The sequence below is a fragment of the Gemmatimonadota bacterium genome (assembly GCA_016712265.1).
In the GTDB taxonomy this organism is placed as follows: domain Bacteria; phylum Gemmatimonadota; class Gemmatimonadetes; order Gemmatimonadales; family Gemmatimonadaceae; genus RBC101.
On the sequence record JADJRJ010000030.1, the window covers coordinates 1,102,368 to 1,129,336 of the forward strand.

Below are 26,969 nucleotides of genomic sequence, written 5' to 3' on the forward strand. Positions count from 1 at the left end.
GCACCCCGCTCTTCCCTCCCCGAAGTGACGACCCAGGCTCGATTTGGTCAAGATGACCGAGCCGGGGGCCGGTGAAGCTGGTGCGTGTCGCGACGGCGGTGGTGGTGCCGCTGGACAGGGAACCGGCTCCCAGGAGTCGGGGTATTGCCGACCCCACAACTCGTTTCGTCGCATAGCTTTGCCGCAGGACCTCGCCACCCCCCAAACCGGATCCCCGATGCGCTTCGCCCTCGCCCTCGCCGCCTCCCTGACCGTCGCCACCTCCCTGGGAGCCCAGGCCCGGCAGTCGGACAAGCCCAAGGAGGCCATGAAACATGACATGGGCCAAATGAACCACATGTCCGGCGCATGGAAGGAAATGAACGCCTTTCACACGTTACTCGGCGCCACTTTTCATCCGGCGAGCGAGAAGAAGGACCTGAAGCCCTTGCGTGAGAAGGCCGACGCCCTCGCCGCCGCCGCTCGGGCTTGGACCGCGTCAACCCCGCCCGCGGCCTGCGCTGACGCGGCGACCAGGTCGACCGTCGCCGCGATCTCCACGGACGCACTCGCCATTGGCAACCAGGTGCTGGCCAACGCCTCCGATGGCGACCTCACGAAGGCGATCACCGCGCTGCACGACAAGTTTGAGACGGTGGAGAAGAAGTGCGCGCCCCACGACATGAAGGGGATGAAGCACTAGCTCGCCGTTGGTGTGATCGGCAAGCGCACGGTGACGACGGTCCCGGCGCTCGGGGGGCAGGTTAGGGTCACCGCCCCCCCGTGGCCCTCGACGATCGCCTTCACGATGGAAAGGCCGAGTCCGGCCCCACCGGTGCGACGGGCCCGTGAGTCGTCCGGCCGATACAGTCGATCGAAGATGTGCGGGAGGTGTTCCGGCGGGATTCCCGGACCCGAGTCGCTGACCTCCAGCACGGCCTCCGCGCCCTGCGTCCGGCACGTGATCGTGATGGCCACGCCGTCGCCGCCATGCTGGACGGCGTTGTCGACGAGATTGCGCACGACCTGCCCCAGGCGATGCGCGTCTCCATTGAGCTGTACCGGGGTCAGCGCGAGGTGGAGGTGAGACGCGGGGAGTCGCCCGGCAGCCACGAACGCATTGGCCGCTCGCGCAACCAAGTCGGCGAGGTCGAGGACTTCGATGTGCAGGTCGAGCCGTCCGGCGTCCGCGCGTGCCAGGACGTCGACGTCGGCCACCAGGCGTTCGAGGATGCGGGCCTCCTCGTGCAGTGACGCCAGTGCCTCCGCATCGGCTGCTCGCAAGCCATCCTGCAACGACTCCACCTGGGCCCGGAGGTTGGTGAGCGGCGTGCGCAGCTCGTGCGCCACGTCTCGCAGGAGTTGGCGTCGGCTGCGCTCGGAGCGGTCCAGGTGTTCGGCCATCTCGTCAAAGGCTCGCGCCACGGGTTCGAGCTCGGCCAGCCCGGTCGCCCCCACACGCGCCGTGTAGTCCCCGCCTGCCACGCGCGAGACGGCGGCGCGAAGCCGGGCAAGGGGGTCCAGCAGCCGACGGGTAAGCCAGAACGCGGCGATGATCGACAACAACAGGATGCCGGCCGCTCCAAACCACAGCCGGCGGTTGAACCCGGCGCCGAACGCGCGCGACGCGCTGTCGACCGAGACCGAGACGTTCGCGGTCTCCGGCGGGCGCGGCACCTGGACGAGGAGCGCCAAGGTGTCGCCGGACGGCGACAGGAGCCACTCCCCGGCGTCGAGGATGAGACGGCGCAGTTCCCCCGCGCGCCGCACGTCGAGCGATATCCGCTGGGCACCGAGTCGTGCCGTCGTGGCGCCGGCGAAGGTGGTGTCATTGGTCGCGAGCAGTGTCCCGGCGGGGGCAAGGACCAGCACGCTCGGCGCGACAGGGGTCGTGTCGCCAGAAGCCACCTTGGCCACCAAGGCGGCCAGGCCACTGTCCCGCGCCAGTGCCTTCAGTGGCTCCAGCGCCGTCGTCGGGTTGTCAGGCGTGCTGGTCGTGCGTTCGTGAAGCGTCGCGCGGAACTGGACCGTCGCCGACCGCACCCCAAACGCAGACAGCAACGCGACGGAAAGCAGCACGGCGCCGGTCACCAGCGCGATGATTTGCATGCGCAGGTTAGCCACGGCGCACCGCCGCGACGTCCACGCGATACCCGACCCCGAACACTGTCTCGATGCAGGAGACACCCGCCGACTCCAGCTTGCGCCGCAGGTTCTTCACATGCGCGTCCACGGTTCGGGCCCCGGCTTCGGTGCCACCACGAAGCGCTCGCTCGGCGAGGTCATCACGCGACACCACGCGTCCGCCGGCGCGCGAGGACCTGCAGGAGGCGGACCTCTGTTGGACTCAGGGCGACCTTTGTGCCCGCGAGGAGGACCTCGGTGGCGTCCGCCGGGATGTACAGTGTCCCGAGCCGCACCCCACCGGCCTCCCGTTCGCGCTGCACCACGGCCCGACGCAGGACCGCCTGACAGCGCGCCACCAACTCGCGTGGGCTGAACGGTTTGGGGACATAGTCATCCACGCCGGCGGAAAAACCGGCCAACCGATCCTCCTCGTCCACCATCGCCGTCAACATGATGATCGGGACATCGGCCGCCTCGCGTACCTGCCGGGCGAGCGCCAGGCCGTCGACCTCGGGCAACATGCGATCCAGGACAACAAGGTCGAAGCGCGACGAGGCGAGGAGGTCACGGGCCTCCGCGCCGTGGCGCGACACCGTGACCCGGAACCCTCCGTGCCGGAGGTACAGGGCCACGGTATCAGCCGTCTTGGGCTCGTCCTCGACGAGGAGGACGTGTGCCCCTTCACTCACAGCGGGAGCGCGTACCGCTCAAGGAAATACTGACCGTCCTCGTCCACCTCGGCAGCATACAGGGCAGAGGCGCCGAAGCCGAGCAGCACCCGTCCGGCGGGGAAGTTGACCGTGGCCACGTGGGCGCCGCTGGTGTTGAACACGTCGTATTGGCGCGGCGCATTGGCCGGGCCCAGCCGGCGCACCCATACGCGGCCCGTGGCGTCAATCCGAAGAGAGTTCGCCTCGAAGAAGGGCTTGGTAGCCGGCCACTTGTACTCGTCCGTGCTGGGCTCTTGCTGCGGCCGCGCTCGGCCAAACGACATCGTGCGTTGGCCGTTGTTGTCCTCGACGTTCATCGAGATCCCACCGGTCAGCATCTGCTGCTGCACCCACTCGCGCTTCTCCGCCTCCCCGATCTTCGCGCGGGTGGCCGCCACCGCCGGGCCACTCCGCGTGACACCGTTCGAGACCCAGTCCATGCGATACATGCCACTACGCGCCACGGCCACGTCCCCGTTAGGCGCCACAGCCCAGCCGTCGGTCGCCGACAAGGGAATCGCCCGAATGCGAACCTGGCGCGAGTTCGCGCCCCCGGACTCCTGTCGGTCGAGGTCCGGCGTCTTTGCCTTCGCGACCGCCTGCGCGGTGCCAGCCTTCGGGTCGAAGCGCATGATGTTCGCCGAATCCGGCAACCCGCCGGGTCCGCCACCGGCCGGGGGCTGGTAGTACACGCGCCCCTGCGCGTCCACGCCGCCGGGGAACATCACCCCCACGGGACCGCCGGCGCCGCCCGAGGCCATCGGGATGCTGCGGGCATACACCCCGGTCGGCCCAAGGATCGACAGCCGCGCGTTGCCAAGGTCCACCACCAGGGTGCTGTCCCCCGGCATGGGCCAAACGGCATCGGGCTGCCGGTACTCGCCAGGGCCCCCGCCCTCCTTCCCCAGCACGCGCCGCGCCTGCAGCGACCCGCCAAACACCATCACCTGGCGCTCGATGGGATCGGCAACCATCAGGTCGCCGTTGCGCAACTCACGCACCGTCGTGACCAACGACAACACCTCCTTTGCCCGGGCAGTAGCCTTGCCCAACGCGGCGGTGCGAGGCGCCTGGGCCTCGGTGAACAACGGTACACTCAGGAAGACCGCAAGGGCGGCGACTCGAGACATCGCATCAACTCCAGGAAAGGTGGACCTGCGTGAATGAGACACCCCACTCGTGAAGGAGTCGTGAAGGCAGGTCACGCCAACTGTCGGGCAAAGCAGTGCTTCTGGCCGACGGTCCACTCGTCGGCGGCGACCCGGTCATACCGGCGCTTTTTCTCGGGATAACGCGTCACATCCTGCGATGCGAAGCCACAGCGCTGAAACAGGTCGTCCGCGAAGGAGACGGCGAAGATCTCGGGATACCCCCGGCGACGGGCCAGGTCCACCGCAGCCTGGATCAGCGTGCGGCCAAGCCCCTTGCGGTGGTGCGCCGGATCCACGGCCAGCGACACCAACTCGACCAGGGAGGGCGAGTATTCATCAAGACACACGCAGCCGACCACGTGGCCATCGTCGTCCCGAATGACCCGATAGTCGTCAAGGTGTCCCTCGACAAACGCTTCCGTGCGTGGCAGGGTCAACCCCGCCTCATTGAAGCGGTTGTTGAGTGCCGCCAGGGCCGGCACGTCGTACTCGTGGGCAGGAGACAGGGGGCGCATGCGCGGCATCAGGGGGTGGAGGGGATACGGTACACCACGCGACCTCGGGAAACGGTAAGGCGAGCGGTGCCACTGAGCAGGTCCTGCGTGCTGGCCGCCGTTAACGGATCGGTGGACAGCACCGTGAAGTCGGCGCGGCGACCGGCCGCGAGCTGGCCACCGCGCGCGTCATCGAACGAGGCGAACGCCGCCCAACTGGTGTAGCCGCGCAGGGCCTCTTCCGGCGTCATGCGTTCGCCCGGATACCATCCCCCATCGGGGTTGCCTAACGTGTCCTGTCGCGTGATCGCGCTGTGCAAGCCGTAGAAGATATTCCAGCCCGAGCCGGGAAGGTCCGACCCGAATACCAGCGATGCGCCGGTCGCCCGCAGGCGACGCCAGGCATACGCCCCCTGGACGCGGTCTGCCCCAAGGCGCTGCTCGGCCCACGGCATGTCTTCCACCGCGTGCGGAGGCTGCATGGAGGCGATGATGTCGCCGCGCGCGAATCGCGCGAGGTCTTCCGGGTGAATGACCTGGGCGTGTTCCACGCGGTGCCGCAGGCTGCGACTGGCTGGCACGGCACGCGCGACCGAATCGATGAAGTCCAGTGTCGCCCGATTTCCGGCGTCGCCAATGGCGTGGATCGCGACCTGGAAGCCGGCGGCCATCGCCGCCCCGGATCGCTGCCCGGTCGAACCCGTAGGCACCGCCGCTCACGCCGCGATGGCCGGCACGATCGCTGTAGTCTTCCAGCAGCTGGGCCCCGCGCGAGCCGAGGGCGCCGTCGTAGTAGGCCTTGACCGCGCGCACGACCAGGGCGCCCGACGGGGTGCCGCGCAGCGGCCCGCGAGCCGCCCACTCGCGGACGAGCGCGGTGTCGCGACCGTTCAACATGGCGTACACGCGAATCGGAAGGCGATCGGCCGCGTCGAGCCGCCGGAAGGACTCCAACACGTCACGCGGCGTCCCCGCCTCGTGCACCGCGGTGAACCCGGCCGACGCCATCACCTGGAGGGCGCGAACCACCTGGGAATCCCGCTGTGGCGGGGTGGGCGGCGGCAGGCGGTCGTCCACCAGCTGCACCGCGCGATTGAGAAACAACCCCGCGGGCCGGCCGTCCGCCTCGCGCCGGATCTCGCCACCACTCGGCGCCTCGGTCGCCGCATCGATGCCTAACGCCGAGAGCGCCCGCTCGTTGGCCCAACTGGCGAACCCGTGCAGGCTGCGCAAGACCACCGGGTGATCGGGCACCTGGGCCGAGAGCAGGCGACGGTCCGGATAGCGGTTCGCCCACGCGCCTTCGTCCCACCCAAACCCGAGGATCCAGGTGCCCGGGGTACCGCCCTCGCGCGCTCGACAATCCGCGCGACCGCGGTGGACTCGTCAGGCACCCCGGTCAGGTTCACGCGGTCGAGCGACTGCCCCAACTCGGCGACATGCACATGCGCGTCCACCAGTCCAGGAACCAGGACCCCGCCCTGCGCGTCGATCACCGCGGTCCGGGGCCCGCGCAGGGTCAGGGCGGCGCTGTCGCTGCCCACGAGGACAATCGAGTCGCCGCGCACCGCCAACGCCGTCGCGTCGGGGCGCCATCCTGCGGTGCTGTCCCACGGCGCATCCGGAGCGGGGGTCCCATCCGGGCGCGGATCTCCCCAGGCGAGCGTGTGGATTCGCGCGTTGTGCACGATCAAGGTCGCCGGCGGCGGTGCCTCGGCGCAGGCCGCCAGGACCAGGCACCAGAAGAAGCGTTGCATCCCCACAAGCTACAGGGATCACGCCCATTCGGCCCGAGCGCTAGGGCATCGCGGCGACGGCGAAGGCGCCGACGCGACCGTCGGGGGTGACGAGCTGTCCACTGGGCGGCAGCCGAACCGTGGCGGACCACTGATCCGGCGCGGCGTCGATGTGCAGCGTCCCACCGTGACGTTCAAACTCGTGCCGCGCGGCGCCGAGTCCCCTCTGGTCGCCGCGCGCGAGCATCGACAGGTCGAGGGCGCCGTTGGCGGCGGCGGTGCGGCGGGCGCTCACCAGGAACGTCGCCCAGCCGTCGTTCCCCGTGCGGGATTCCACGCGCACCTGGGCGACACCCGGCATAGCGGAACTGATGCGCTGCGCCAGGGACAGGAGATCGGAGAAGGCGCCCATGAGTTCGGCCTCGTCCCCAAGCACGAGGGGGGTCGCTCCCAGGTCAACCGAGACATCGTGCGACTGGTGCAACTCCGTCGCCACAGCCTTGAGGGCGACCCGCACCAGGCGGTCCGGCGCGACGGCGACGCGCATCCCCGGCGACCACCGCGTCCGAGCCCGCAGGGCCTCGACGGCGGCCTTGATGCGCTCCGCCCCGTCCACGATGCCGTCGATCGACTCCGTGGCTTCCGCCGGCATGGGATGCCGTGAGCCAAAGTCGCGCAGCAGGTCTGCGTTCAACATCAGCCACGCCAGCGGGTTGTTGATGTCGTGCGCGACGCCGGCGGCGACGCGACCGATGGAGGCATGCCGTTCGGCGTCGGCCAAGGCGCGTTGCGCGACCAAGACATCGTTGGTGCGCGCTTGCACCTCAACGGACAAGTCGCGGGACAACCGATCGAGCCGATGGGCGTTGCGGACAAACGCCCGAATCATGTAAACGGCGACCGGCATGAGTGCCACCAGGAATCCGACGCCGGCCAACGGCACGAATTCGAAGACCCCCGAGGCGGTCCCGAAGTCGACCGCAGCGCACGCATAGAAGGCACCGAACCCGACCTTGGCCCACTCAGAAAGCCGGGAGCCTCCCCATCCCTCGCGCGCCACGCGGACAAAGGCCACGGCAATGCCCACCAGCATGAGTGCCCCACCCACACTGCCCACCGGGGTGAGCGGAAACATCGCGTAGGTCACCCCAATCGCCGGCACGCGAATTTCGCGGGACGTGGCTTCGAGAGCGAGTCCCGGAATGAGTCCCAGGGCCGCCATGCCGTAGCACATCCACCGCAGTCCCATGGCGCGTCGCGCCGACCGCCCCTCGTCCGTGTCGTACGCAAACTGGAGCCAGGCGGCCGCGTGGAGGGAGCCCACAATAAACTGCCCGCGCGAGGCCCAGAGTTGGGCAACACGCGGCACCTCTCCGCTGACGGTGAGCAGGTCGCCGGCGGCATACGCGGCCGCGGTCACCGACACCCACGCGAACGCGCGGGTGCGCTCCCAGCCCGGGGCCCGGGAAATCCCGCCCAGGACGAAGGCGACGAACAGCAGGAGGATGGTGGAGCTCGCCGCAGCGAGAGCCGAGTAGTTCACGAGTCGAGTCAAGGGCCGTGTCGGAGTATCGGCACCCCGACCCGCCAACTACCCCGCTCGCCGCAGTCTCCGACGGTCCAGGAGTACGAGGACCAGGCACAGGTGAATCGTCATGAAGGACTCGAAGCACCAGACGCAGAAGATCCCCATCACGTACCACTCCCCGTACTTGAGGCGCCAGGTAAAGGCGACAGCGGCCAACACCAGGACCAGGATGGTGTTGGTCACGGCCGGCGAGTTTTCCAGGTCGATGCGGGTGCCCAGAAGGGCGACGACGGTCAGCAACCCGTAGCCAATGGCCCCGATGAGGGCGACGTCAATGCCGAGGAAGCTCCCCCACGAGCTGTACCACGCGGCCACACAGCCGCCGCCAGGCCCGCACGAGGGGACGCCGAAGGTCCCGACCTTCACGAGATGCAGATAGAGGGCGATGAGCCCGGCGAGGAAGGCGAGGACCGCGATGGCCTGGCGATAGATCGCCGGATTTCGCTCCGAGTGGTCGGTCTGCATCATGGCGCCGGTGTGCCGCTATCGGGGCCGCGTCGGGATATCGACCAGGTGGCGGGGGTCGACCCATCCCACTTGCCCTGCGGGGGTCCGCACCTGGCGCCATCCGCGAAAGCGGGCGCCGGTCTCGACCTGGGTCCCCGGGTTGATCGTTCCCACGATCGCTGCCGCGCGATCCGGCTCCGTGCGAAGGTTGATGTACGTGTCTGGGGAGGCAATACCGCTCCGGGTGAAGCCGGTGGGAGGTTGCATGACCCCGGGCGGCAGCGCGGCTGCGGGTGCCGGAGGCGGCGCAATGTTCGGTGCGGGGTTCGTCACGGAATCCCCGCGAGCGGTTGTATCGCTCCCGAACGTGGAGGACTCAGGTGGGGCCGTCACCGAGGGAGTCACGGTGACCGATGCGACCGAAGGCAGCGAATCGGCTGGCGGACGAATCTCCGCGGCGGGCGAGCGCGCCTCCGACGCTGCAGGGTCCGACATTCGCGCGACCATCCACCAGACCAGGGCAGCCACCGCCAGCGAGGCGCCAATTCCTGCGAAGACCCGCGATGAGGGTCCGGATCCTGGCTTCGTGCCGCACCACTTGCAGCCCCCCTCTCGACGTGGGGTACCAGGTGTCGCACTTGCGGCACTGCGTCAGTGAGACGAACTCTCCGTGGTGGTCCCGGAGCTGGAGCGGATTCGAGCACTTGGGACACTGCGATGCCGCAAGCAGGGCTTTCGCGCCGCACGCCTCGCATCGCACATACTGCACGTGGGCCTCCTGGGGGAATCTGGGAAACCGAGGGGGTCGCCCCGGGGACAAAGCTATCCGCGTCGGCGGCGGCGCGCGATGAGTGATGTCAGGGACTCGCAATTGGGCCCGAACCGGCTACGTTTGGGTTCCCTGCCACGGCGCGTCCGCGGTTGGGATTTCCGGGGGTGTCGTAGGCAGGACGCAGCTTGAGTAGGTTGATACAGGGTTTCGGGACGTAGCGCAGTCCGGTAGCGCACCTGAATGGGGTTGGTGGCGGGCGCTTCGCCCCCGCTCACCGTCCTCGCCTCAGCGTTGCTGAGGCAGCGGATCAGGGGATCGCGGGAACCCGCGACCCCATCGCAGTGAGTAGGTTGCTTGAGTTTCGGGACGTAGCGCAGTCCGGTAGCGCACCTGAATGGGGTTCAGGGGGTCGCGGGTTCAAATCCCGCCGTCCCGACTTGAAGGAGCGGCCTCGTGCCGCTCCTTCGTCGTTTCGGGCCGCCGGGGCCTTGGCTGCGGCGCTTCGCGCCTCCGCTCCAAATCCCGCCGCCGCGACCTCAAGGCGGCCTCGCGCCGCTCCTTCGTCGTTTCGGGCCGCCGGGGCCTTGACTGCGCGCTTCGCGCCTCCGCTCCAAATCCCGCCGCCGCGACCTCAAGGCGGCCTCGCGCCGCTCCTTCGTCGTTTCGGGCCGCCGGGGGCCTTGGGTAGGGCCATTCCCACCTCAGGCGAAGGCGTCGCGGCTACCGCGACAATGGAAGTCCGCAGATGAACCCGTCCCCATCTTGATCCACTTCGCGATACAGCATCCCTCCCCCCATTCGCAGCCCGGGATTGTTGTGGATGCTGCAACCGCCAGAAGGCGCACTCACCTCCACGCTATGGAAGAGCTGAGCGACGGGGAGCGGAACAGTGCCACTGAGGTCGTTCCACTCGAGTGCGACTCGATCCAGCGCTACCAAGTTGCCAAGACTCGACGGGACTCCACCGGACAGCCGGTTGCGCTGAAGGTACAGGAGCTCCAATCGCGACAACCTGCCGAGGCTCTCAGGAATTCTTCCAGCTAGTCCGTTTTGGTCAAGTCGCAACCACCTGAGGGCACCCAACCTGCCGAGAGACGGCGGAATGGACCCGCCGAGTCGGTTGCTCTCCAGATGCAGGCGTTCGAGTGACCCCAGCTGACCAAGCTCTGGAGGGATGGCACCTTCGAGGTTGTTGAGGCTCAGATGGAGCTCGCGAAGCCGCGAGAGCCGGCCCAGGGTTGACGGGATGCGGCCGCGGAGCCCGGTTACGGCCAGGCGAAGCTCCGTCAGTTGGCTCAGGTTGCCAAACTCCGGCGGCAGCGAGCCGACGAAGAAATTGCGCGTCAGGACGAGGCTGTTCAGGTTGGCCAGGCTGCCCAGCTCAGGTGGCAAGGCACCCGCCAGTTGGTTGAACGACAAGTCGATGTCGGTCAAGCCCGGAAGGTTCGCCACCTCTCGAGGCAGGGTGCCCACGAGATCGTTGAACGACAGGTGAATGCCGGTGACGCCATTGGGCCCGCACCTCACCCCAAACCATGAGCACGGTTTGGCCGTCTGCAACCAGCCGCTGCTCTGGGACCACCCGACACCGCCCGTGGCGGCGAAGAAGGTCACCAATGCGTCGCACTCCGAGACGGCGATCTGGCTCTGATCAGCAGCGCAGTCGTAGGTGCCCCGCGGCCCAACCTGTGCGGTCAGCAACGGGGCTCGCCCGCCGCCAATGCTCGTTGGCGCTTCCGTGCACGCGATAGCGACCGAGATCACGGCCCATCCCCGCCACGTGCGAGACCGACGCGCTGTGCGTTTCACAACCGTACCTCCGTGCCAGAAACCGACCAGCGGCGACGTGCCGTCCACGCTCCGTTCCTTCGCGGCCGAGGAGACCGAAGACGGCGTCAAGAGACAGGGACAAGCATGCGTCGCCGACCGCGCCCTTGGGAAGCACCCTGTCGGATACGACCCAGGGACGCGGATCAGCCGGCCCCGAAACCACCGCAGTGATGAACTACCAGCGGCGCGACACCCCGATCCCGCTGAAGACATCCCGGCGGCCAAGCCCGTTGTGGCCGATCCCCCCGCGCACGTCGAGCTGCAGGTTGGGATTGAACACCCAGGTGAAGCCAAGGTTCGAGTAGTGCGACGCCGGCGAGAAGGCCTGCTGCGGGAAGAAGCCGAAATACTCGGTGTAAAGCCCCAACCGGTCGGTCAGCCCGAACCCGAACGACGCCGTCGCACCGGCCTCGCCCACAGTGTCGAACTCGTCGCGAATCCAGCTGTAGTTGAGGTTTGAAGAGAAGGCGACACGGTCGCTGAGGCCCAGGCCGCGGTCAGCTTCATCTCGGGCTGGAGCTTGTCGGCGCGAAAGGGCTGCGCACCGGTCGGGACCGACGATGCCACGATCACCGACATCTTGGGCACCACACCGCCGCCGCTGATGAGGCCGAGCTTGGCGCCGACCGACGCGTCCTCCAGCCCCTGCTGACGGGCACCGGGTGAGCGGACCACGGCATACGAGTTGAACCCGAGCCGCAACTCGACGCGAGATGCCAGGCCGACGCGGAGCAACGCTTCACCGACGGTCGTCCCGGTCTCTTCTCCCACTCGCTGCACCGTTGCCCCGGATTCCAGCTGGGCCATCCCCGTGGGCACCGTTTCGCTGCTCTCGGTAAAGTCGGGTCGATCGGTCACGAGTGGTTCGAGGTCCTGGCGCGGGACCGAGGCACAGGCCCCGGTCAAAGGAGGGCAGCGAGGACAACGGACGAGTGGCGCATGTGGGCTCCGTGGACGAGGGGTGGCGGTCCCGTACCCGGGGCCGCGTCGGAGTCGAGTCTCGTCGCCACGGCCAACCCACTTGAGCGCTTCCGGCAGTTTGTACCCGCTGGCGGCGCGACGAGCCAGTGCCCACGCCCGAGCCGGGCCCGTCAGGCGGAGTGACTGGGGAGCTTGATCGCCGCGACGACGTCAGCGAGCGCCGAGAGCGAAAATGGCTTCTGCAGCACCCGGCATCGCGAGCGGTCCAGAAAGGCCGCCGCGTCGGCTTCGTACACGTCGCCCGTCGCAATGACCACGCTGTCGACAAGGTCGGGACGGTGAGCCGAAATCCACTCGTGCAGCTCGGCACCGTTCACCACGGGCATCCGCAGGTCCGCCACGATGACGTCATACGCTGGACGGCCAGCCGCCAGCTCGCCGATCAACGGCTTCGCCCCGGCTCCATCGGAGGCTTCATCCACATGCCACCCACGGCGCTCGAACCAGCGCCGCACCACAGACCGGATCGCCGGCTCATCGTCGACGATCAGGGCATGGCCGGTCAACTCCGGCGTGGCACAGTCCACCGCAGGGGTCATGGAGTGCTCCGGTTCGGGGCACGCCCACCTGCGGGCGTGCCCGTCACCGTTCCGGTATCGACCCGAGGCCGTCCGGACTTGAGTCCCCCTACGCGAGTCGCTGCATCCGGGTGTGCAGGTGCTCCCGATATGTCCGACTGAGCTTCAACTGCCGGCCATCGCGCAGGATGACGACGTAGTCCCCGGCGAACCAGGGTTGCAGCTCCCGGATCCGGTCGAGGTTGACGATGACCGCGCGATGGATCCGCACGAACATCGACGGGTCGAGCTGCGCTTCCACCCGTTGCATCGTCTCCCGGATCAGGTGCGAGACCTTCCCGGTGTGGATCCGCACGTAGTTCCCCGACGCCTCAAACCAATCGACGTCGGTGGCCTTCACGAAGAACACCCGGCCGTCGTGCTTCACCATGAGCCGATCGACATACCGGTGACGAGGCGCGCTCGGAGCCGCGGTCGCCGTGCCGTTACTCGACGGCGACCGGTCGACGCTCGCCACCGCCCCTCGCCGAGGACCTGCTCCAGCAGGGCGCGAATCTTCCGCCCCTGCTCCGCCGAACTGCGCTGCTCCAGGTGCACCCGCGCCCGGACAAACGCCGCGCGAAAACGATCCGTGTCAAACGGCTTGAGCAGGTAGTCGATGGCGTGCACGTCAAAGGCGCGCACGGCATACTCGTTGAACGCGGTCACAAAAATGGTGGGGGGCATCTGGTCGATCCCCAGCGCATCGACGACCCCGAACCCATCGAGGTCCGGCATTTGTACATCGAGCAGGACCAAGTCCGGTCGATCACGCTGGATGGCCTCTACCGCTTCGCGCCCGCTCCCCACGTCGTCAATGACCTCGACATCATCCTCCAGTCGAAGCAGTCGACGCATGCGGCGTCTCGCAATGGGCTCATCGTCGACAATCAACACACGAACGGACATAGGCATCTCTCCGGTACGGGTGAAAGGACACGAACGGGGGAACAGGGGTGGCAGACCGTTGGACCACGGCGACTCATGAGGCCAGGGAGGGAATGGTGGTGGCCACCTGGGCGGCGGCCTCCGCGTCGTCACCAATGATCAGGAGGATGCTGGCCGGGTCCGGCACGAGCACGCTCACGGTGTTACCGGCCAGCTCGACGGCGCGTTCCGCCAGTCCATGCCGATGCCACCACAAGTGAGACCCGCCAGCACGGCTCCGCCCCTGCATCCGGGCGCGGATCGCGATGCGCGTGGTTCCCGACAGCCGGCTGGCGTCGACCTCGACCACCAGGGCGTCATGCGGATCCACCCAGGCGTTCGCCAGCAGCTCATCAATGGCCGCACAGACGATCCGGCTAGGGACCTGGTCGGTCATCGCCTCCGAGTCCACCCGCTGCACGAGCTGCACGCCCGGCCGAACTCCCAGCCGATGGGTCTCGATGCATGCACTGACCAGCTCGAGCTCCCGGGCGACACTGGTGCTGGGCCTCCGACCGATCTCCATGGTCAGCCGCAAGGTGTCGGCCAGCCGCGTAATGAGGCGCTCCGCATGCTCGGCGTCCTGGTGCACGACCGTCTCCAGGTGCTCCATCGTCGCGAGGACGAATTCGGGGCGCAGCTGCACGCGCACGGCCTGGAACCGTGACCGGGCCAGCTGCGCGGTGAGGCGCGCCGTTTCGACCGCCCGCATGCGATACCAGGCGACAAAGTCGCGCGAATGCGACCAGGCGAGGATCGCCAGGTAGATGAAAAAGTCCCCGGTCAGCGGGTTCAGGTTGCCGTATGAGAACACCGGTTGCTCGCTCAACCCCATCAGGCGCAACCCACCGACATGCACCACGCCGCAGGCGAGGGCGCCCAGCACATGGACCGGGAGGCGCCGCGGCCAGTTCTCCGGGGTGAAGCGATACCGTCGGGCGATCCACAACACCGGGAGGGACAACCCGAGCCAGATCAACGAGGTCCCCAGCTGAAGTGACGCCACGGTCCAGACGTCCATCGACGTCCCCTCGGGCCGGACATTGCCGAAGAGCACGACCTGGTTGGTCCAAAACACGGCAAGCAGCAACCACAGGCCCGCGATGCCGACCCAGATACGCACCGACAGTGCAGGTGACGCCTCCGCCACGGCCACGGGGAGGGCCAGCGCGCGCCGCGCACCAGACAGGACGCCACCACCGGGAAACTCGCCCGTTCTCCAGTCCGCCAGCGCGTCCTCGTGCAGCGGTGAAGGCGCAGGCTGATCGGCCGAGCGTGGAGCCGCCGCCTGCCATGGGACTTCGACCATCACTTCAACCCCGCCGCCGGATCGGTTGCGGATCACAAAGGCGTGGTCCCGGCCGTACAACTGCCGCAATCGCTCGATGACGTTCGCGAGGCCGATGCCGTTGGCTGGAGCATCAAGCTGCGGGCGGAGCCCGACGCCGTCGTCCTCAACCAGCAAGCGGAGCCGATCGGGGCTCGGCTGCGTGGCCGAGATGCGGATCCACCCCGCAGCCTGACGGCCAGACAGCCCGTGCCGAATGGCGTTTTCGACCAGGGGCTGGAGGAGCAGGTGCGGCACCAGGCCGCGACGCAGCGCGATCGGCACGTCCACCTCAACGCGCAGCCAGTCCGAGAAGCGAGTGCGCTGGATGTCCAGATAGGGCTCGAGGCCCGCCAGTTCATCCGCAAGGGAGACTTCATCCTCGCCGCGGCGTTCCAGGGAGATCGCCAGGAGGGCCCGCAATCGACGCAACATCCGCGCAGCCGTATCCGGCGCTTCGTGGGCGAGTTCCTGGATCGTGTTCAGGGCGTTGAACAGGAAGTGCGGCTGCAGCTGCGACTCGAGGTACTGAAGTTGGGTCCGGGCGAGTTGCGTCTCCAACAAGTCGGCCCGCATCACCCGGTCGGCATACCGTCGTTGGGCCTCGAGGGCGCGCCCGATCACGACGAGGGTGATGTAGACAAAGACCCAGACATCGAGCCACCAGACCCAGACGGGCAGGTACGGATCGATGGCGCGCTCGCCAAAGAACGACACCGCCTGGCGTCGCACCTCCGACACCACCGACGCGAGCGCCGCGGCAGCGATGGCGTGCCCCGCGATGCTGGCCCACCACCCGACCCGACGCGGGGCGAGCCACTGCGCAAGGCGAAAGACCCCGGGGGTCAGGACCGCCCAGGTCCAGGCGATGGCAAAGGCGCACGGGATCGTCCAGCGCAGCGCTTCCCGCGGCGTGGAATACGCCAGCGTCCAGATGACGCTGTAGCACACGCCATACAACGTCCACGCCGCAAAGACGTAGAGCCACACCGATCGCCGCTCGAGCTGCCTGACGCGCGTCGAACTCGTCACGCTTCCCCTCGCCGTCACTCCCCGCGGAAAGTCGCCGGGCACGGGGATGTTGTGAGCAAACGGCGACGATTCCAAGGGGGCTGGGGCAAGGCGTGCGGGAGCGCGACGAGTGGAGGGCCCGCCCCCCCCAGGGTTTGACCGCCGCACCGAGTGCAGGGTTGCTGCCGGGCCGTGACATCGTGGCCCACGGTCCTCTCATCCCTCGTGGGGCGGGCTTCGTCACCCAGGTATTTGTGCCTTTACCGGCGGCTGTGGCACCATCCGGTCCATGTCCAGACACAGCGTTGTTGCCCTCCTGTCGTTGGTCGGCTGCCTCCAAGCGCCGAGCCTCGCGCCGATCCCCCCGCTCCCCGAAACCGGCACGCGGATCCTGTTCATCGGGAACAGCCTCACCTACCAGAATGACCTTCCGACAGTCCTGGGCGCCGTCGCGAGGAGCGCCGGGGATACTATGCACACCCGCATGGTGGCCTTCGCGAACTTCGCGCTCGAAGACCACTGGAACGAAGGGAGCGCGGCCCGCGCCCTCGGCGGCCAGCGATGGGACTACGTGGTCATGCAACAGGGTCCGTCCTCGCTTCCCGAGAACCAGGCACACTTGGCGACGTGGAGTTCGCGGTTCGCGCCGTTGATCACGACGGCGGGCGCCCGTCCCGTGTTATACCAGGTGTGGCCTGCACGCACGCGGCCGCAGGACTTTCCGGGGGTGAAGTCCGCGTACCAGAACGCCGCCACGGGGATCGGCGGGCTGTTCGCCCCCGCGGGAGAGGCCCTGCGCGCGGCGCTCGCGGAGACACCGGAACTTCCGGTGCTCGACGTCGATGGGTTCCACCCAACCGCGCTCGGCACGCTGCTCGCGGCCTACGTCATCTACGAACGCGTGCGCGGGCGTCCGGTCACCGGTCTCCCCGTTCCCCCGGGGTTCGGTGGACTGACGCCCGCGCTCCTGTCCCGCATTCAGTCACTCGCTCACGACGCGGTGCTGTCCTCGCCTTGAACTAGCCTGCTGGCGAAATGCAGGCGGCCGGGAACTTGGCGAACAGTTTGGTCATGCCGTCGCGCACCCGTTTGGCGAGTTCCTGGTTGTTCCCGATCGCCCCGCTGAGGTCGGTCTGCATCCAGCCACGCCAGATGACCTTCTTGCCCTTCGCGTCGGCGATATCCACGAGGACGGTGCCCTCTTCGTAGGTGATGACTTGCGACTGAGCGTACCCGGTCTGGTCATACCCGGCGGCGCGGTCAGCCTCGTACACGTTGACGCGATCCCGCACGGTCGCATGAAAGTGAATGGTGAGGTCGCCCCCCGACTGGGCCTTCATCAGCCCGAGCTTGCCCAGCTGGTCGTCGACCTGGCGCTGGACCTCCGAGATGAAGAACGGATTGTTGTCGAGCCGTGGGTCACCGGTCGGCAACTGGTCCGGCATCTCCCAGGTGTACGACCGGTAGGCGGCCGGTTGGAGGTTCGACGCCGCATCCGCTCCAACGGTCAGGGCAGGGGCGCATGCCATTGCGCCAGCGGCCAAGGCAAGGAAGGCGGGTGCAAAGAGTCGGGGGCGCATGGTCTCTCCTGTTACTCGAGGGGCAGGACGCGCCAGCCACGACCGGCACCGCGCGTCCGTATCGAGAATACCCGTGCGGGCCTCGCCGTTGTGTCGGGTGAGCGCGGCACTTACGTCAGGCATCAGGGAACAGCTGACGGACCATTCCCTCACATCCCGCCTGACGTCCGCGTGACAGGGTCCTGTACCTTTCCGCTCCATGCCCGGTCTCGTCCCGTCCCCCAGCCAACAGCGCGCCATCGAGGCCGACATGGGCCCGGTCCTGGTGATCGCCGGGCCGGGCGCGGGCAAGACGTTCTGCCTCGTCGAGCGGATCCGGCGCCTGATCAGCGTGCATGGCATAACGCCGTCGCGGATCTGTGCCTTCACCTTCACGAACAAGGCGGCGAACGAGATCTCGGATCGCCTGACCGACCTGCCGGGGGCCGGTGAGGTCCATCGGGGGACCATGCACGCGTTCTGTGCGGAACTGTTGCGCGCGCACGGCGCCTCGGTCGGCGTGGCGCGCGGGTTCGGCATTGCGGACGAGGCCTACCAGTGTGACGTCCTGGCCCGGCTCGGGACCCAGGCGCGTTGGCAGAAGGGGGTGTTGACCGCCTTCGCCCGCCATCGCTTTCGCGACGAGCCGCTCGAACCGGAAGACGCCAAGCGGCTGCAGCGCTACGAGGCCTACCTGGGCCAGCGCAACGTGCTCGACTTCGACCAACTGGTCATCCGGGCGGCCGGGGCAATGGAGGTCCCCGCCGTGCGCGATGCCGTGCGGGCGCGCTTCGACTACCTCCTGGTCGATGAATTCCAGGATCTCAACCCGGTCGCGTTCGAGCTGGTCAAGGCCATGTTGCCGGAGAGCCTGAACGTCTTCGCCGTCGGCGACGATGAGCAGTCGATCTACTCCTGGGCCGGCGCGGACCCGAAGGTGTTCGGCGCATTCCTCAATGCCTTCCCGCGCGCACAGCAGATTGCGTTAGGCGAGAATCGCCGTTGTCCGGCCCAGGTGATGGGGCCGGCCCGACGCCTCATCGACCGCAACCGTCGCATCTTCGACGACCCCAAGGTCGTCGAGGCCCCGCGCCAATCCCGCTTTCCCGTCACGCTGCATTCCTTTGACTCCGTCGAGACGGAAACCACCTGGCTGCTGCAGGACGTGCGCGAGACCCGGGCGGCGGAGGGGCTGGCCTGGGGGGACATCGCCCTGCTCTACCGCACCAACGATGCGGGCGGGCGACTGGAGGCCGCGTTCCTCGGCGCTGGCGTGCCGTGCCGCATGTCTGCCGGGCGCGCCCTCGCTGACCATCCCGTGGTGGTGTACCTCCTCTCGGCGCTTCGCGTCATCCTGCATCCCAACGATCCGGCGCGGGAGGCCGGATTCTTCCGCGCCGTGTTGCCGCCGCTCCTCTTCGCCGATGCGCGGGCCCGCGCGGAGCAGCGGGACAATGACCTCGCGGCGCAGCTCGAAGGGATCGCGCGCGAACGGAAGGGCACGGACGCCGCTCGCATGATCCGACGTGCCCAGGTCGAACTGCAGAACCTCGCGGCCCTTGGCGAGCGCCACACCACCCTCGATGCCCTGCTCCACGAGCTGTTGTCGCAACGGGTGGGACAGTACCGATCCGCCCTGGACGACCTGCACGACGAGTTGAGCGACCCACGCGAAGATCCCGACGTCCGCGCGCTGGCACGGGACCTCGAGCATGCGATGGTCTCGGGGCGCCCGGTGGTGGTGGCTCCCATGCAGGGCGTCGAGTTTGCCATCCGCACCATGTTCGGCCGGGCCCAACTCGCCCGCCTGCTCCTGGAACGACCGTGGCCCGGCCCCCCGTTGGTGATCGGCCCGGACACCACGCCTGCCCTGGGAGTGGCGTTAGGCACCTTCAAGGCACTGCAGCTGCTGGCCACGCGGGAATTCACCGATGTATTCGGCGACTTTGTGGCGCTGGACTTCGAGGCGACCGACCTCGACCCGCAGCGGGCCCGGATCATTGAAATCGGGGCCGCGCGGGTACGATCCGGCCAGGTGGTGGATCGATTCCAGGCGCTGGTGCAACCCGGTGTGGAGGTGCCACCCGTTGTCACGCGGACCACGGGGATCGACGGCGGCATGCTCACCGACGCGCCGACGTTCGCCGACGTGTGGCCAGCGCTGCAGGAGTTCCTGGGGCGCGATCTCGTCATCGCCCACAACGGTCACACCTACGACTTCCCGCTCCTCAAGGCCGAAGTGGCGCGCCTGGGCGAGGGCTTCGAGGTGCGTGGATACGACACGCTTCCACTCGCCCGTGAGGTGCACGTGGGCAGTGCGCGCCTCGACGCACTCGCGGCCGCGTTCGGCGTGCCCACGGGCGCCAGCCACCGCGCCCTCGACGACACGCTGGCCCTCGCCGGGGTGGTGCCGCACCTCAATGCCCTCAAGTTCTCCCGGGTGCGCAAAACCGCACTCGGCGGCTGCGTGGAGGCGCTGGCACTGGGGTTGGCCCTCACGCCGGAACACACCAGCGAGGCGTCCAGGCTCTTTGCCGAGATCCGGGTCTTCCCGCTGTTCCGGCATGCGACGTCGCTGGACGCCTATCGCGATGCGCGGGAGGCCACCCACCCCGAGTGGCCCTCCTGGGATCAGGTCGTCGAACGGCTCGGCGGGGTCGTGACGATGGCCAGGCTCCGCAAGGAACGGGACGCGGACGATCGCTACCCCGAACTCATGGCGCGGCTGCGACGGGTCCTCGATGGTCTCACCGGCGACTCGCTGGGGGAACAGATCCGCGCCTTCCTCGAGACAATTGTCCTGTCACAACAGGACGGCGTGACTCCCGACCACGATCGCGTCAACCTGCTCACCCTGCACTCCACGAAGGGGCTCGAGTTCAAGCACGTCTATATCGTGGGCGCGAGCAACAATGACATCGTGCTCGGCAAGCCGGACCGCTGGAGCGAGGATGACGTCGAAGAAGGGCGTCGACTCCTGTACGTGGGGATGACCCGCACCGAGGAACGGCTGGTGCTCACGGTCGCGGATACGCGTGGCCAGAAGCGGTGCGACGACCGGGGGTTTCTCGCCGAGATGGGCCTCGACGAAGGGACGCTCAGCCCGTCAACGCCTCGGTAAACGCGCGCACGGCGGGCGGGCCGGCAAACGGCTCGTAGTCATGCTTGAAGAAGACGTACGCTTCCTTCCACGGCTCATCCTGCACCCGGCGGGCCCAGGTCGTGAGCGTGTGCGCGTCGTAGTCGTAGCGATGCAGTCGCAGGTACCCCCAGTCAGCGGTCGGAATCAGCGGCGAGGCAAAGTCATCCTGGTCGGTGACGGTGAGGGCGTGATTGCGCCCGCGCAACTCGGCTACCACGTCGTCCTCGAACCAGCTCGCATGCCGGAACTCGAAGGTGAAGCGGCGGTCCGAGGGCAGTAGGTCACAAAAGCGCTGGAGCCGAACGAGATCCTTCTTGAGATTCGGGGGGCACTGGAACAACACCACACCCAGCTTGGGGTCCATCGCCGCGAGGTTCTTGAGCAGGAACTCGAGCGGGCTCGCCGCTTCCTCCTTGAGGCGGGCATGGTGTGTGATGCGCTGTGACGCCTTGAGGGAGAAGCGGAACGCGTCGGGCACCTGTGCCGCCCACTCCCGCATCACGTGCTCCTTGGGGAGCCGGTAGAACGTGTTGTTGATCTCCACGGTCGGGAACTGCGTCGCGTAGTACTCCAGCATCCCGGCATCGGGGAGCTCCTCCGGATAGAAGGTCCCCTTCCACTCCTTGAACGCGTACCCGCTGGTCCCGACCCGTACCTTCACGACGCCTTCCGTTCTTCGCCGCCCGCGTCGCCGGTACCTCCCGCCTGCTTCGCGAGGCTCGCCTTCAGCGCCTCCATGAGGTCGATGATCTTGCCGCCGCCGTCCTGGCTGGGCTCGGCGGTAATCTCCTGGCCGTCGACCTTGCGGTTGATCGCCTCGAGCACGCGCTCGCGGACCGTGTCCCGGTACTTCTCGGGGTGGAATTCCTCGGTCGCCGTCTGCGCGATGAGTTGCTTGGCCAGCGTCAGCTCCATGGGCTTGATCTCCCCTTCACCGACCGGCACCTCCTTGGCGGAACGCAGCTCATCGGCATAGTGCAGCTGCTCCATCACGAGGACGCCCTCGCGCGGTCGGATCAGGATGAGGTGTTGTTGCCCGCGCGCCGCGTACTGTCCAAGGGCCGCGTAGCCGGTTTCCTCGAGCGCCCGGGCGAGGAGGCGATAGGCGCGATCACCGCCCTTGTCCGGCCCGACGTAGTACACCTTCGACAGGTATTCCCGATCGACCTTGGCCAGGGGGACAAACTCGATGATGTCGATCGTCCCGGTCGCCTTCTCCTCGAGTGCCTTGAGCTCCTCAGGGGTGAAGACCACGTACTGGTCCTTGGCGAACTCGTACCCCTTCACCATCTCGTCCCGCGGCACGACCTCGCTCGTCTTGGGATCGATGTATTGCTGCTTCAGGCGCGTCCCGCTCTTCTTCGACAGCAGGTTGAACGAGACACTCTGCCGTGACTCGGACGACGAGTACACGTTGACCGGGACGGAAACGAGGCCGAAGGAGATCGTGGCGGTGCCAATCGAACGTGCGGGCATGGGACCGGCGGACAGGGGTCGGGCGCCCCGGGTGGCCACCCGTGCGCGTGAAGGCTCTCGCCGAATGTATGCAGGGGTCCTCCTCCGTGTCGATGCCGGGCTCGGGCAAAGGTGCCGGCTCGGCGAGGCTTCCCGCCGTCGGTGGCCGTCCTAGCTTTCCCGGATGGCCGACTCACCCGACGCGCTCAATGGTGGCGCCCCACCGGACGACGCGCTCGCGACCTACCGCGCCAAGCGATCCGCGGATCGCTCGCCGGAACCCGTGGGCCACGTCTCCAACGTGCCGGGCCGGCTCTTCGTCGTGCACAAGCACGCCGCCCGCCAGCTGCATTTCGACCTCCGGCTCGAGATGGACGGCGTGTTGCGCTCATGGGCCGTCCCGCGGGGACCGTCGTATGACCAGGCGGACAAGCGCCTCGCGGTCCGGGTGGAAGACCATCCCCTGGAGTACGGCGACTTCGAGGGGATCATCCCCGAGGGCAACTACGGCGCGGGCGGGGTGATCGTGTGGGATCGCGGCGAGTGGGTCCCGCTCGAGGATTGGCGCACCGGGCTGGAGAAGGGCAAGCTCCTCTTTGAGCTCAAGGGCTACAAGCTCAAGGGCAAGTGGACCCTGGTGAAGATCAAGAAGACCGAGAAGGAGTGGTTGTTCATCAAGGAGCGCGACGCCTGGCTGCGCTCGCCAGGGACCGACTTCCCCGAAGGCTCCGTATTGTCCGGGCTGACGGTGGAGGAAGTGAAGGCGGGGCAGACGCGAGTCGGAATGCTTCGCGCGATAGTTGAGGGGCAGGCGCCCGTGGGGACGGTTGAGCTCGCCCCGCAGGCCGTGATGCTGGCCGAATCCACCGAGACGGCGTTCACGCGGGAGGGCTGGGTCTTTGAGCTGAAGATGGATGGGTACCGGCTCCTTGCCATCAAGAAGCGTGGTGAGGTCCAACTCCTCACGCGCAACGGCAACGACTACACCCTGGTCTTCCCCGAGGTGGCAAAGGCGGTGCGCGCCCTGCCCTTCGACGACGCCGTGATTGATGGCGAGGTCGTCGTCACGGACGCGCAGGGACGACCGGACTTCTCGCTCCTGCAGCGGCGCGGACGGCTGTCGAACGAGATCGAGGTGCGACGCGCCGCCGTGGAGCTTCCCGCAGCCTACTTCGCCTTCGACCTCCTCTCGTTTGGGGAGTTCGACCTGCGCGGCCTTCCCCTCCTCAAGCGCAAGGAGGTCCTCGAGCGCGCGCTTCCCCAGGTCGGCGCCGTCCGCTACCTGGAGCACATCCCTGTGCAGGGCGAGGCGATGCTGCGGCAGGTGGAGGCGATGGGGCTCGAGGGCATCATCGCCAAGAAGGCCGACGCCGCCTACCGCGGCGGGCGGTCGTCCCAGTGGCTCAAGATCAAGGCGCAACGCACCGGCGACTTTGCCATCGTTGGGTACACGACCCCCAACGGCGGGCGCAGCGGGTTCGGCGCCCTGCAGCTGGCGGACCGGGTCGGGGGCCAGCTGGTCTACGCAGGACGTGCCGGGACGGGCTTCACCGATCAGCAGCTGGCGCAGTACCACGCACTGCTCTCCCCGCTTGTGCGGGCCACGCCGCCGTGCGAGGGCCCGTTCCCGATGGACGCCCAGGCCCCACGCGACGCCGCTGCCATCCCCGAGACCTCGACAACCCACTGGGTGGAACCGCGGTTCTGCTGCGAGGTGCGCTACACCGAGTTCACCCCCGATGGATTGCTCCGCCACCCGGCCTTCCTCCGGTGGCGCGAAGACAAACGACCCGAAGATTGCGACCGCCAGGACGCGCGGGCACTCCCTCGGGCGCTGCCGGGTACGCCGGCCGCAACCCCGACGAGCCCAGACGTCGCCGACCCTGCCCCGGCACCGCAAACCCCGGCGCCGCGCACGGTCGCCTTCTCCAACCTCAACAAGATCTTCTGGCCGGAGGAGAAGTACACCAAGGGCGACCTGATCGACTACTATCGGGCCATCGCCCCCTGGCTCCTCGTCTACCTGCGCAACCGACCCGTCGTCCTCACGCGTTTCCCCGATGGGATCGACGGCAAGTCGTTCTACCAGAAGGACGCCCCCGAATTCGCCCCGGAGTGGATGCGCACCGTCCCGATCTGGGCCAATGACACGAGCCGGTTCATCCGGTACTTCGTCTGCGACGACGTGGACGCGCTGCTCTACATTGCCAACATGGGGAGCATTCCCCTGCACATCTGGCAGAGCCGCGTCGGGACCCTCGAGCAGCCCGACTGGTGCGTCATCGACCTGGACCCCAAGGAAGCCCCGTTCAGCGACGTCATCACGACGGCACAGGTGCTGCACCGCTTGTGCGACGAGATCGCCCTGCCGCACTACCTCAAGACCACCGGCAAGAGCGGTCTCCACATCCTCATCCCGCTCGGCCGCCAGTGCACCTACGAGCAGTGCCGCACGTTAGGCGAGTTGCTCGCGCGCCTGGTCATCCGTGAGCTGCCGGAGATCACCACCATCACGCGCCACGTGACGCGCCGCGGCGACAAGGTCTACCTCGACTACCTGCAGAACCGGCACGGCCAGCTCATCGTGTCCCCCTTCAGCGTGCGCCCGCAACCCGGCGCAACGGTCTCGATGCCCCTCACCTGGGACGAGCTGACCCCGGACCTCGATCCGCGGTGGTTCACCATTCGCACCGCACCGGAACGGATGGCGAAGCTGGGACGTGACCCGATGGCGCCGGTGCTGGAAGACAAGCCGGATCTCGCGCTCGCGCTCACGCGCCTTGCCGAGCGATTGCATGCGTAACCTGCGGCGTGCGCTCGCCCTTGCCCTGCTCGTCGGAGCGTGTCGCGATGCCGCCGTCACCGCGCCGGCTGACCCGCCGCCGATTCCAACGGCGTCCGAGCCAACCCTGACGCGCGAGTTTCGCGGCCTCTGGATCGCCACGGTCGCCAACATCGACTTCCCCTCGGCCGCCGCGCTGCCGGTCGCGCAACAGCGCGCGGAGCTGATCGCGCTGCTCGACCTGGCGCAGTCGTTGAAACTCACCGCCGTGCTCCTCCAAGTGCGCGCGGCCGGCGACGCGCTCTATCCGTCCCCCCACGAGCCGTGGATGGCTTCGTTAGGCGGCGCACAGGGAACGGACCCGGGATGGGATCCGCTCGACGTCGCCGTTCGCGAGGCCCACGCCCGGGGCCTCGAGCTGCATGCCTGGTTCAATCCGTTTCGCGCCGGTAACGCCAGCGACACGCTGCGATTGCACCCGACGCACCTCGCGCGACGACGCCCGGACCTCGCCCGCGTGGTCCGGGGCTCCCTCTGGTTTGACCCCGGCGAAGCCGAGGTCCACGACCACGCGATGACCGTGATACGCGACGTGCTCGCGAGGTACGATATCGACGCCGTGCACATCGACGACTTCTTCTATCCGTATCCTACGACGGGAACCCCTATCCCGGTCCCATTCCCGGACTCGGCCACCTACGCGCGATACACCGCCTCTACCACGTCTGCCCTGGCCCTCGCCGACTGGCGACGCGACAACGTCAACCGCTTTGTCCAGCGCCTGTATCGCGAGGTCCATGCCGCCAAGCCACACGTCAAGGTTGGCATTTCCCCCTTTGGCATCTGGCGCCCAGGCAACCCCGCCGGCATCGTCGGGCTCGACGCCTGGCGAGACATCTACGCCGACTCCCGCCACTGGCTGCAACAGGGATGGCTGGACTACATGGCGCCACAGCTCTACTGGTCCATCGCATCAACTGGGCAGAGTTTCCCAGCCCTTAATGCCTGGTGGCTGTCGCAGAACACGGCGGGACGCCACATCTGGCCGGGGCTCGCAGCTTACCGCGTGGCCGACGGCTCCGCCTCTGCCTTTGTCGCCGAGGAGGTCGCAAGTCAGGTGAGCCTCCTCCGACTCAATCGCCCCAACCCGGGATTCGTGTTGTACAACGCGTCGACGATGCGCCGGGATCGCGGGGGCCTCACGACGCTCCTCCGCGCCTCCACCACGCGGGAGGCCGCCGTGTCGCCCAGCTATCCGTGGTTGGACCCACTCCCACCGGACGCCCCGAGCATCACCGTCGATGGCACCAGCATTCGCATGGCGCCCGGGGCCACGGAAGAACCCGCCTGGTGGATCGTTCACACCTCCGACCTGACGTCGTGGACGCAACGCACCGTCCCGGGGAGCGTCCGTACCGTCCCCCAAAACGGCGCGCGCATGGTCCGCGTCCGCGCCGCAGACCGCGCCTTTAACCTGAGCACCCCGGCCCGCTGGCCATGACCGCCCCACATACGCGCGGCGAGCGCGTCGCCCAGCTCGGCGTGCTCGCCAATGCCGCGCTCGCCATCACCAAGCTGGTGGCGGGCTTCGTGGGCAACTCCTACGCACTGATCGCCGATGCGATCGAGTCTACCGCGGACATCCTCTCCTCGTTGATCGTGTGGGGCGGGCTGCGCGTCGCCAGCCGCGAACCGGATGCCACTTACCCGTTCGGCTACGGCCGCGCCGAGACGCTGGCAGGCGCCACGGTCGCGATCATGTTGCTCGGGGCCGCCCTCGTCATCGCCGTCGAGGCCGTCATCGAGATTCGGACGCCGCATCACAGCCCCGCACCGTGGACCCTTGCGGTCCTGGTGGCCGTCATCGTGCTGAAGTGGTGGCTCGCCCGCCACGTGGGCTCGGTGGCCACCGAGATCTCGTCCACAGCTGTGCGATCCGATGCCTGGCACCATCTCAGTGATGCCATCACGTCCGCGGCAGCGTTCATCGGGATCTCGATCGCCGTCTGGGGCGGACCCGGCTGGGAGAGTGCCGACGACTGGGCCGCCCTCGTCGCGGCTGCGGTCATCGTCTATAATGGCGCGCGCATGCTGCAGGGATCGCTGGCCGAGTTGATGGATCGCGCCGTGGCCCCGTCGCTGATCGACACCATTCGCGCCGCGGCGGAAGGGGTGGACGGCGTCCGCGCCACCGAGAAACTTGCCGCGCGAAAGAGTGGGCTTCACTACCGGGTGACAATCCATGTCCAGGCGGACCCCCACCTGTCGCTCCACGACGCCCATATCCTTGGGGGGAAGGTGAAAGGAGCCATCCGCACCAGGTTGCCTAACGTGCAGTCGGTGCTCGTCCACATGGAGCCGTTCGAGGGCCCGCGCCCCGGCTGACGTTTCCGC

General features: G+C 68.0%; 23 protein-coding genes, 1 tRNA gene and 2 pseudogenes. 7 read left to right on the top strand and 19 right to left on the bottom strand.

What is annotated here, in order from left to right:
• Positions 1-217 precede the first annotated feature (217 nt).
• Positions 218-682 carry a hypothetical protein gene (locus IPK85_20270; protein MBK8249711.1) on the top strand — a complete coding sequence of 155 codons (465 nt, stop codon included), beginning with the start codon at positions 218-220 and terminating at the stop codon, positions 680-682.
• On the opposite strand, the gene IPK85_20275 is transcribed toward IPK85_20270, so the two are convergent.
• The 9 genes and pseudogenes from IPK85_20275 to IPK85_20315 form a co-directional block, all read right to left on the bottom strand.
• Entirely contained in the window at positions 679-2,103 is a 1,425-nt protein-coding gene (locus IPK85_20275; GenBank protein MBK8249712.1) for a HAMP domain-containing protein, read from the bottom strand. The genes IPK85_20270 and IPK85_20275 overlap by 4 nt on opposite strands.
• Positions 2,096-2,795, bottom strand: a pseudogene (locus tag IPK85_20280) (response regulator transcription factor). The gene IPK85_20275 and the pseudogene IPK85_20280 overlap by 8 nt, the downstream one beginning before the upstream one ends.
• Positions 2,792-3,946, bottom strand: coding sequence for a hypothetical protein (locus tag IPK85_20285; GenBank protein MBK8249713.1), 1,155 nt, complete (start codon positions 3,944-3,946; stop codon positions 2,792-2,794). The pseudogene IPK85_20280 and the gene IPK85_20285 overlap by 4 nt, the downstream one beginning before the upstream one ends.
• A 71-nt stretch (positions 3,947-4,017) precedes the next feature.
• Positions 4,018-4,482, bottom strand: a complete 465-nt coding sequence (locus tag IPK85_20290; protein MBK8249714.1) for a GNAT family N-acetyltransferase — start codon at positions 4,480-4,482, stop codon at positions 4,018-4,020.
• A gap of 8 nt (positions 4,483-4,490) precedes the next feature.
• Positions 4,491-5,171: an amidohydrolase family protein gene (locus tag IPK85_20295; protein MBK8249715.1), complete on the bottom strand. Its 681-nt coding sequence runs from the start codon at positions 5,169-5,171 to the stop codon at positions 4,491-4,493.
• Between the two features lie 16 nt (positions 5,172-5,187).
• Positions 5,188-5,787 (bottom strand): annotated as a pseudogene (locus IPK85_20300) (amidohydrolase family protein).
• A 471-nt stretch (positions 5,788-6,258) separates the two neighbouring features.
• A complete protein-coding gene (locus IPK85_20305) occupies positions 6,259-7,752 on the bottom strand; it encodes a HAMP domain-containing histidine kinase (protein ID MBK8249716.1) in 1,494 nt (497 codons plus the stop codon).
• Between the two features lie 36 nt (positions 7,753-7,788).
• Complete coding sequence (locus IPK85_20310; GenBank protein MBK8249717.1) at positions 7,789-8,253, bottom strand: vitamin K epoxide reductase family protein; 465 nt, start codon at positions 8,251-8,253, stop codon at positions 7,789-7,791.
• 15 nt (positions 8,254-8,268) lie between these two features.
• On the bottom strand, positions 8,269-8,565 hold the full coding sequence (locus IPK85_20315) for an SH3 domain-containing protein (GenBank protein MBK8249718.1): 297 nt from the start codon (positions 8,563-8,565) through the stop codon (positions 8,269-8,271).
• A gap of 801 nt (positions 8,566-9,366) precedes the next feature.
• On the opposite strand from IPK85_20315, the gene IPK85_20320 reads away from it, so the two are divergent.
• A tRNA-Pro gene (locus tag IPK85_20320) sits at positions 9,367-9,440 on the top strand.
• 284 nt (positions 9,441-9,724) lie between these two features.
• Here IPK85_20320 and IPK85_20325 read toward each other — a convergent pair.
• The 7 genes from IPK85_20325 to IPK85_20355 all read right to left on the bottom strand — a co-directional run bounded on the left by IPK85_20325 (position 9,725) and on the right by IPK85_20355 (position 15,658).
• Entirely contained in the window at positions 9,725-10,768 is a 1,044-nt protein-coding gene (locus IPK85_20325) for a hypothetical protein (GenBank protein ID MBK8249719.1), read from the bottom strand.
• Between the two features lie 241 nt (positions 10,769-11,009).
• Positions 11,010-11,252, bottom strand: coding sequence for a hypothetical protein (locus tag IPK85_20330; protein MBK8249720.1), 243 nt, complete (start codon positions 11,250-11,252; stop codon positions 11,010-11,012).
• Positions 11,210-11,692 (bottom strand): transporter, encoded by a 483-nt coding sequence (locus IPK85_20335; GenBank protein MBK8249721.1) that lies wholly within the window; start codon positions 11,690-11,692, stop codon positions 11,210-11,212. Before IPK85_20335 ends, IPK85_20330 begins: the two co-directional genes overlap by 43 nt.
• Before the next feature lie 233 nt (positions 11,693-11,925).
• Complete coding sequence (locus IPK85_20340) at positions 11,926-12,354, bottom strand: response regulator (GenBank protein ID MBK8249722.1); 429 nt, start codon at positions 12,352-12,354, stop codon at positions 11,926-11,928.
• A gap of 88 nt (positions 12,355-12,442) precedes the next feature.
• Positions 12,443-12,763: a LytTR family transcriptional regulator gene (locus tag IPK85_20345; GenBank protein MBK8249723.1), complete on the bottom strand. Its 321-nt coding sequence runs from the start codon at positions 12,761-12,763 to the stop codon at positions 12,443-12,445.
• Positions 12,757-13,230, bottom strand: coding sequence for a response regulator (locus IPK85_20350; protein MBK8249724.1), 474 nt, complete (start codon positions 13,228-13,230; stop codon positions 12,757-12,759). Before IPK85_20350 ends, IPK85_20345 begins: the two co-directional genes overlap by 7 nt.
• 124 nt (positions 13,231-13,354) lie before the next feature.
• The gene (locus tag IPK85_20355; protein ID MBK8249725.1) at positions 13,355-15,658 is read right to left on the bottom strand and encodes a histidine kinase; all 2,304 of its coding nucleotides are present in this window, start codon (positions 15,656-15,658) and stop codon (positions 13,355-13,357) included.
• A 268-nt stretch (positions 15,659-15,926) separates the two neighbouring features.
• On the opposite strand from IPK85_20355, the gene IPK85_20360 reads away from it, so the two are divergent.
• Complete coding sequence (locus IPK85_20360) at positions 15,927-16,655, top strand: hypothetical protein (protein MBK8249726.1); 729 nt, start codon at positions 15,927-15,929, stop codon at positions 16,653-16,655.
• 1 nt (position 16,656) lies between these two features.
• Here the strand turns inward: IPK85_20360 and IPK85_20365 are convergent, their stop codons facing one another.
• Positions 16,657-17,217, bottom strand: a complete 561-nt coding sequence (locus IPK85_20365) for a DUF4136 domain-containing protein (protein MBK8249727.1) — start codon at positions 17,215-17,217, stop codon at positions 16,657-16,659.
• Between the two features lie 199 nt (positions 17,218-17,416).
• Between IPK85_20365 and IPK85_20370 the strand changes: the two genes are divergently transcribed.
• Positions 17,417-20,317 carry a UvrD-helicase domain-containing protein gene (locus tag IPK85_20370; protein MBK8249728.1) on the top strand — a complete coding sequence of 967 codons (2,901 nt, stop codon included), beginning with the start codon at positions 17,417-17,419 and terminating at the stop codon, positions 20,315-20,317.
• On the opposite strand, the gene IPK85_20375 is transcribed toward IPK85_20370, so the two are convergent.
• Complete coding sequence (locus IPK85_20375; protein ID MBK8249729.1) at positions 20,295-20,999, bottom strand: DUF72 domain-containing protein; 705 nt, start codon at positions 20,997-20,999, stop codon at positions 20,295-20,297. The two genes, IPK85_20370 and IPK85_20375, sit on opposite strands and share 23 nt — an antisense overlap.
• A complete protein-coding gene (locus IPK85_20380; protein ID MBK8249730.1) occupies positions 20,996-21,814 on the bottom strand; it encodes a Ku protein in 819 nt (272 codons plus the stop codon). Before IPK85_20380 ends, IPK85_20375 begins: the two co-directional genes overlap by 4 nt.
• Before the next feature lie 163 nt (positions 21,815-21,977).
• On the opposite strand from IPK85_20380, the gene ligD reads away from it, so the two are divergent.
• Genes ligD through IPK85_20395 form a run of 3 tightly spaced genes read left to right on the top strand, consistent with a single transcriptional unit; the run spans position 21,978 to position 26,960 of the window.
• A complete protein-coding gene (ligD, locus tag IPK85_20385; protein ID MBK8249731.1) occupies positions 21,978-24,596 on the top strand; it encodes a DNA ligase D in 2,619 nt (872 codons plus the stop codon).
• On the top strand, positions 24,589-26,076 hold the full coding sequence (locus IPK85_20390) for a family 10 glycosylhydrolase (GenBank protein ID MBK8249732.1): 1,488 nt from the start codon (positions 24,589-24,591) through the stop codon (positions 26,074-26,076). The genes ligD and IPK85_20390 overlap by 8 nt, the downstream gene beginning before the upstream one ends.
• Complete coding sequence (locus IPK85_20395; GenBank protein ID MBK8249733.1) at positions 26,073-26,960, top strand: cation transporter; 888 nt, start codon at positions 26,073-26,075, stop codon at positions 26,958-26,960. The genes IPK85_20390 and IPK85_20395 overlap by 4 nt, the downstream gene beginning before the upstream one ends.
• Positions 26,961-26,969 lie beyond the last annotated feature (9 nt).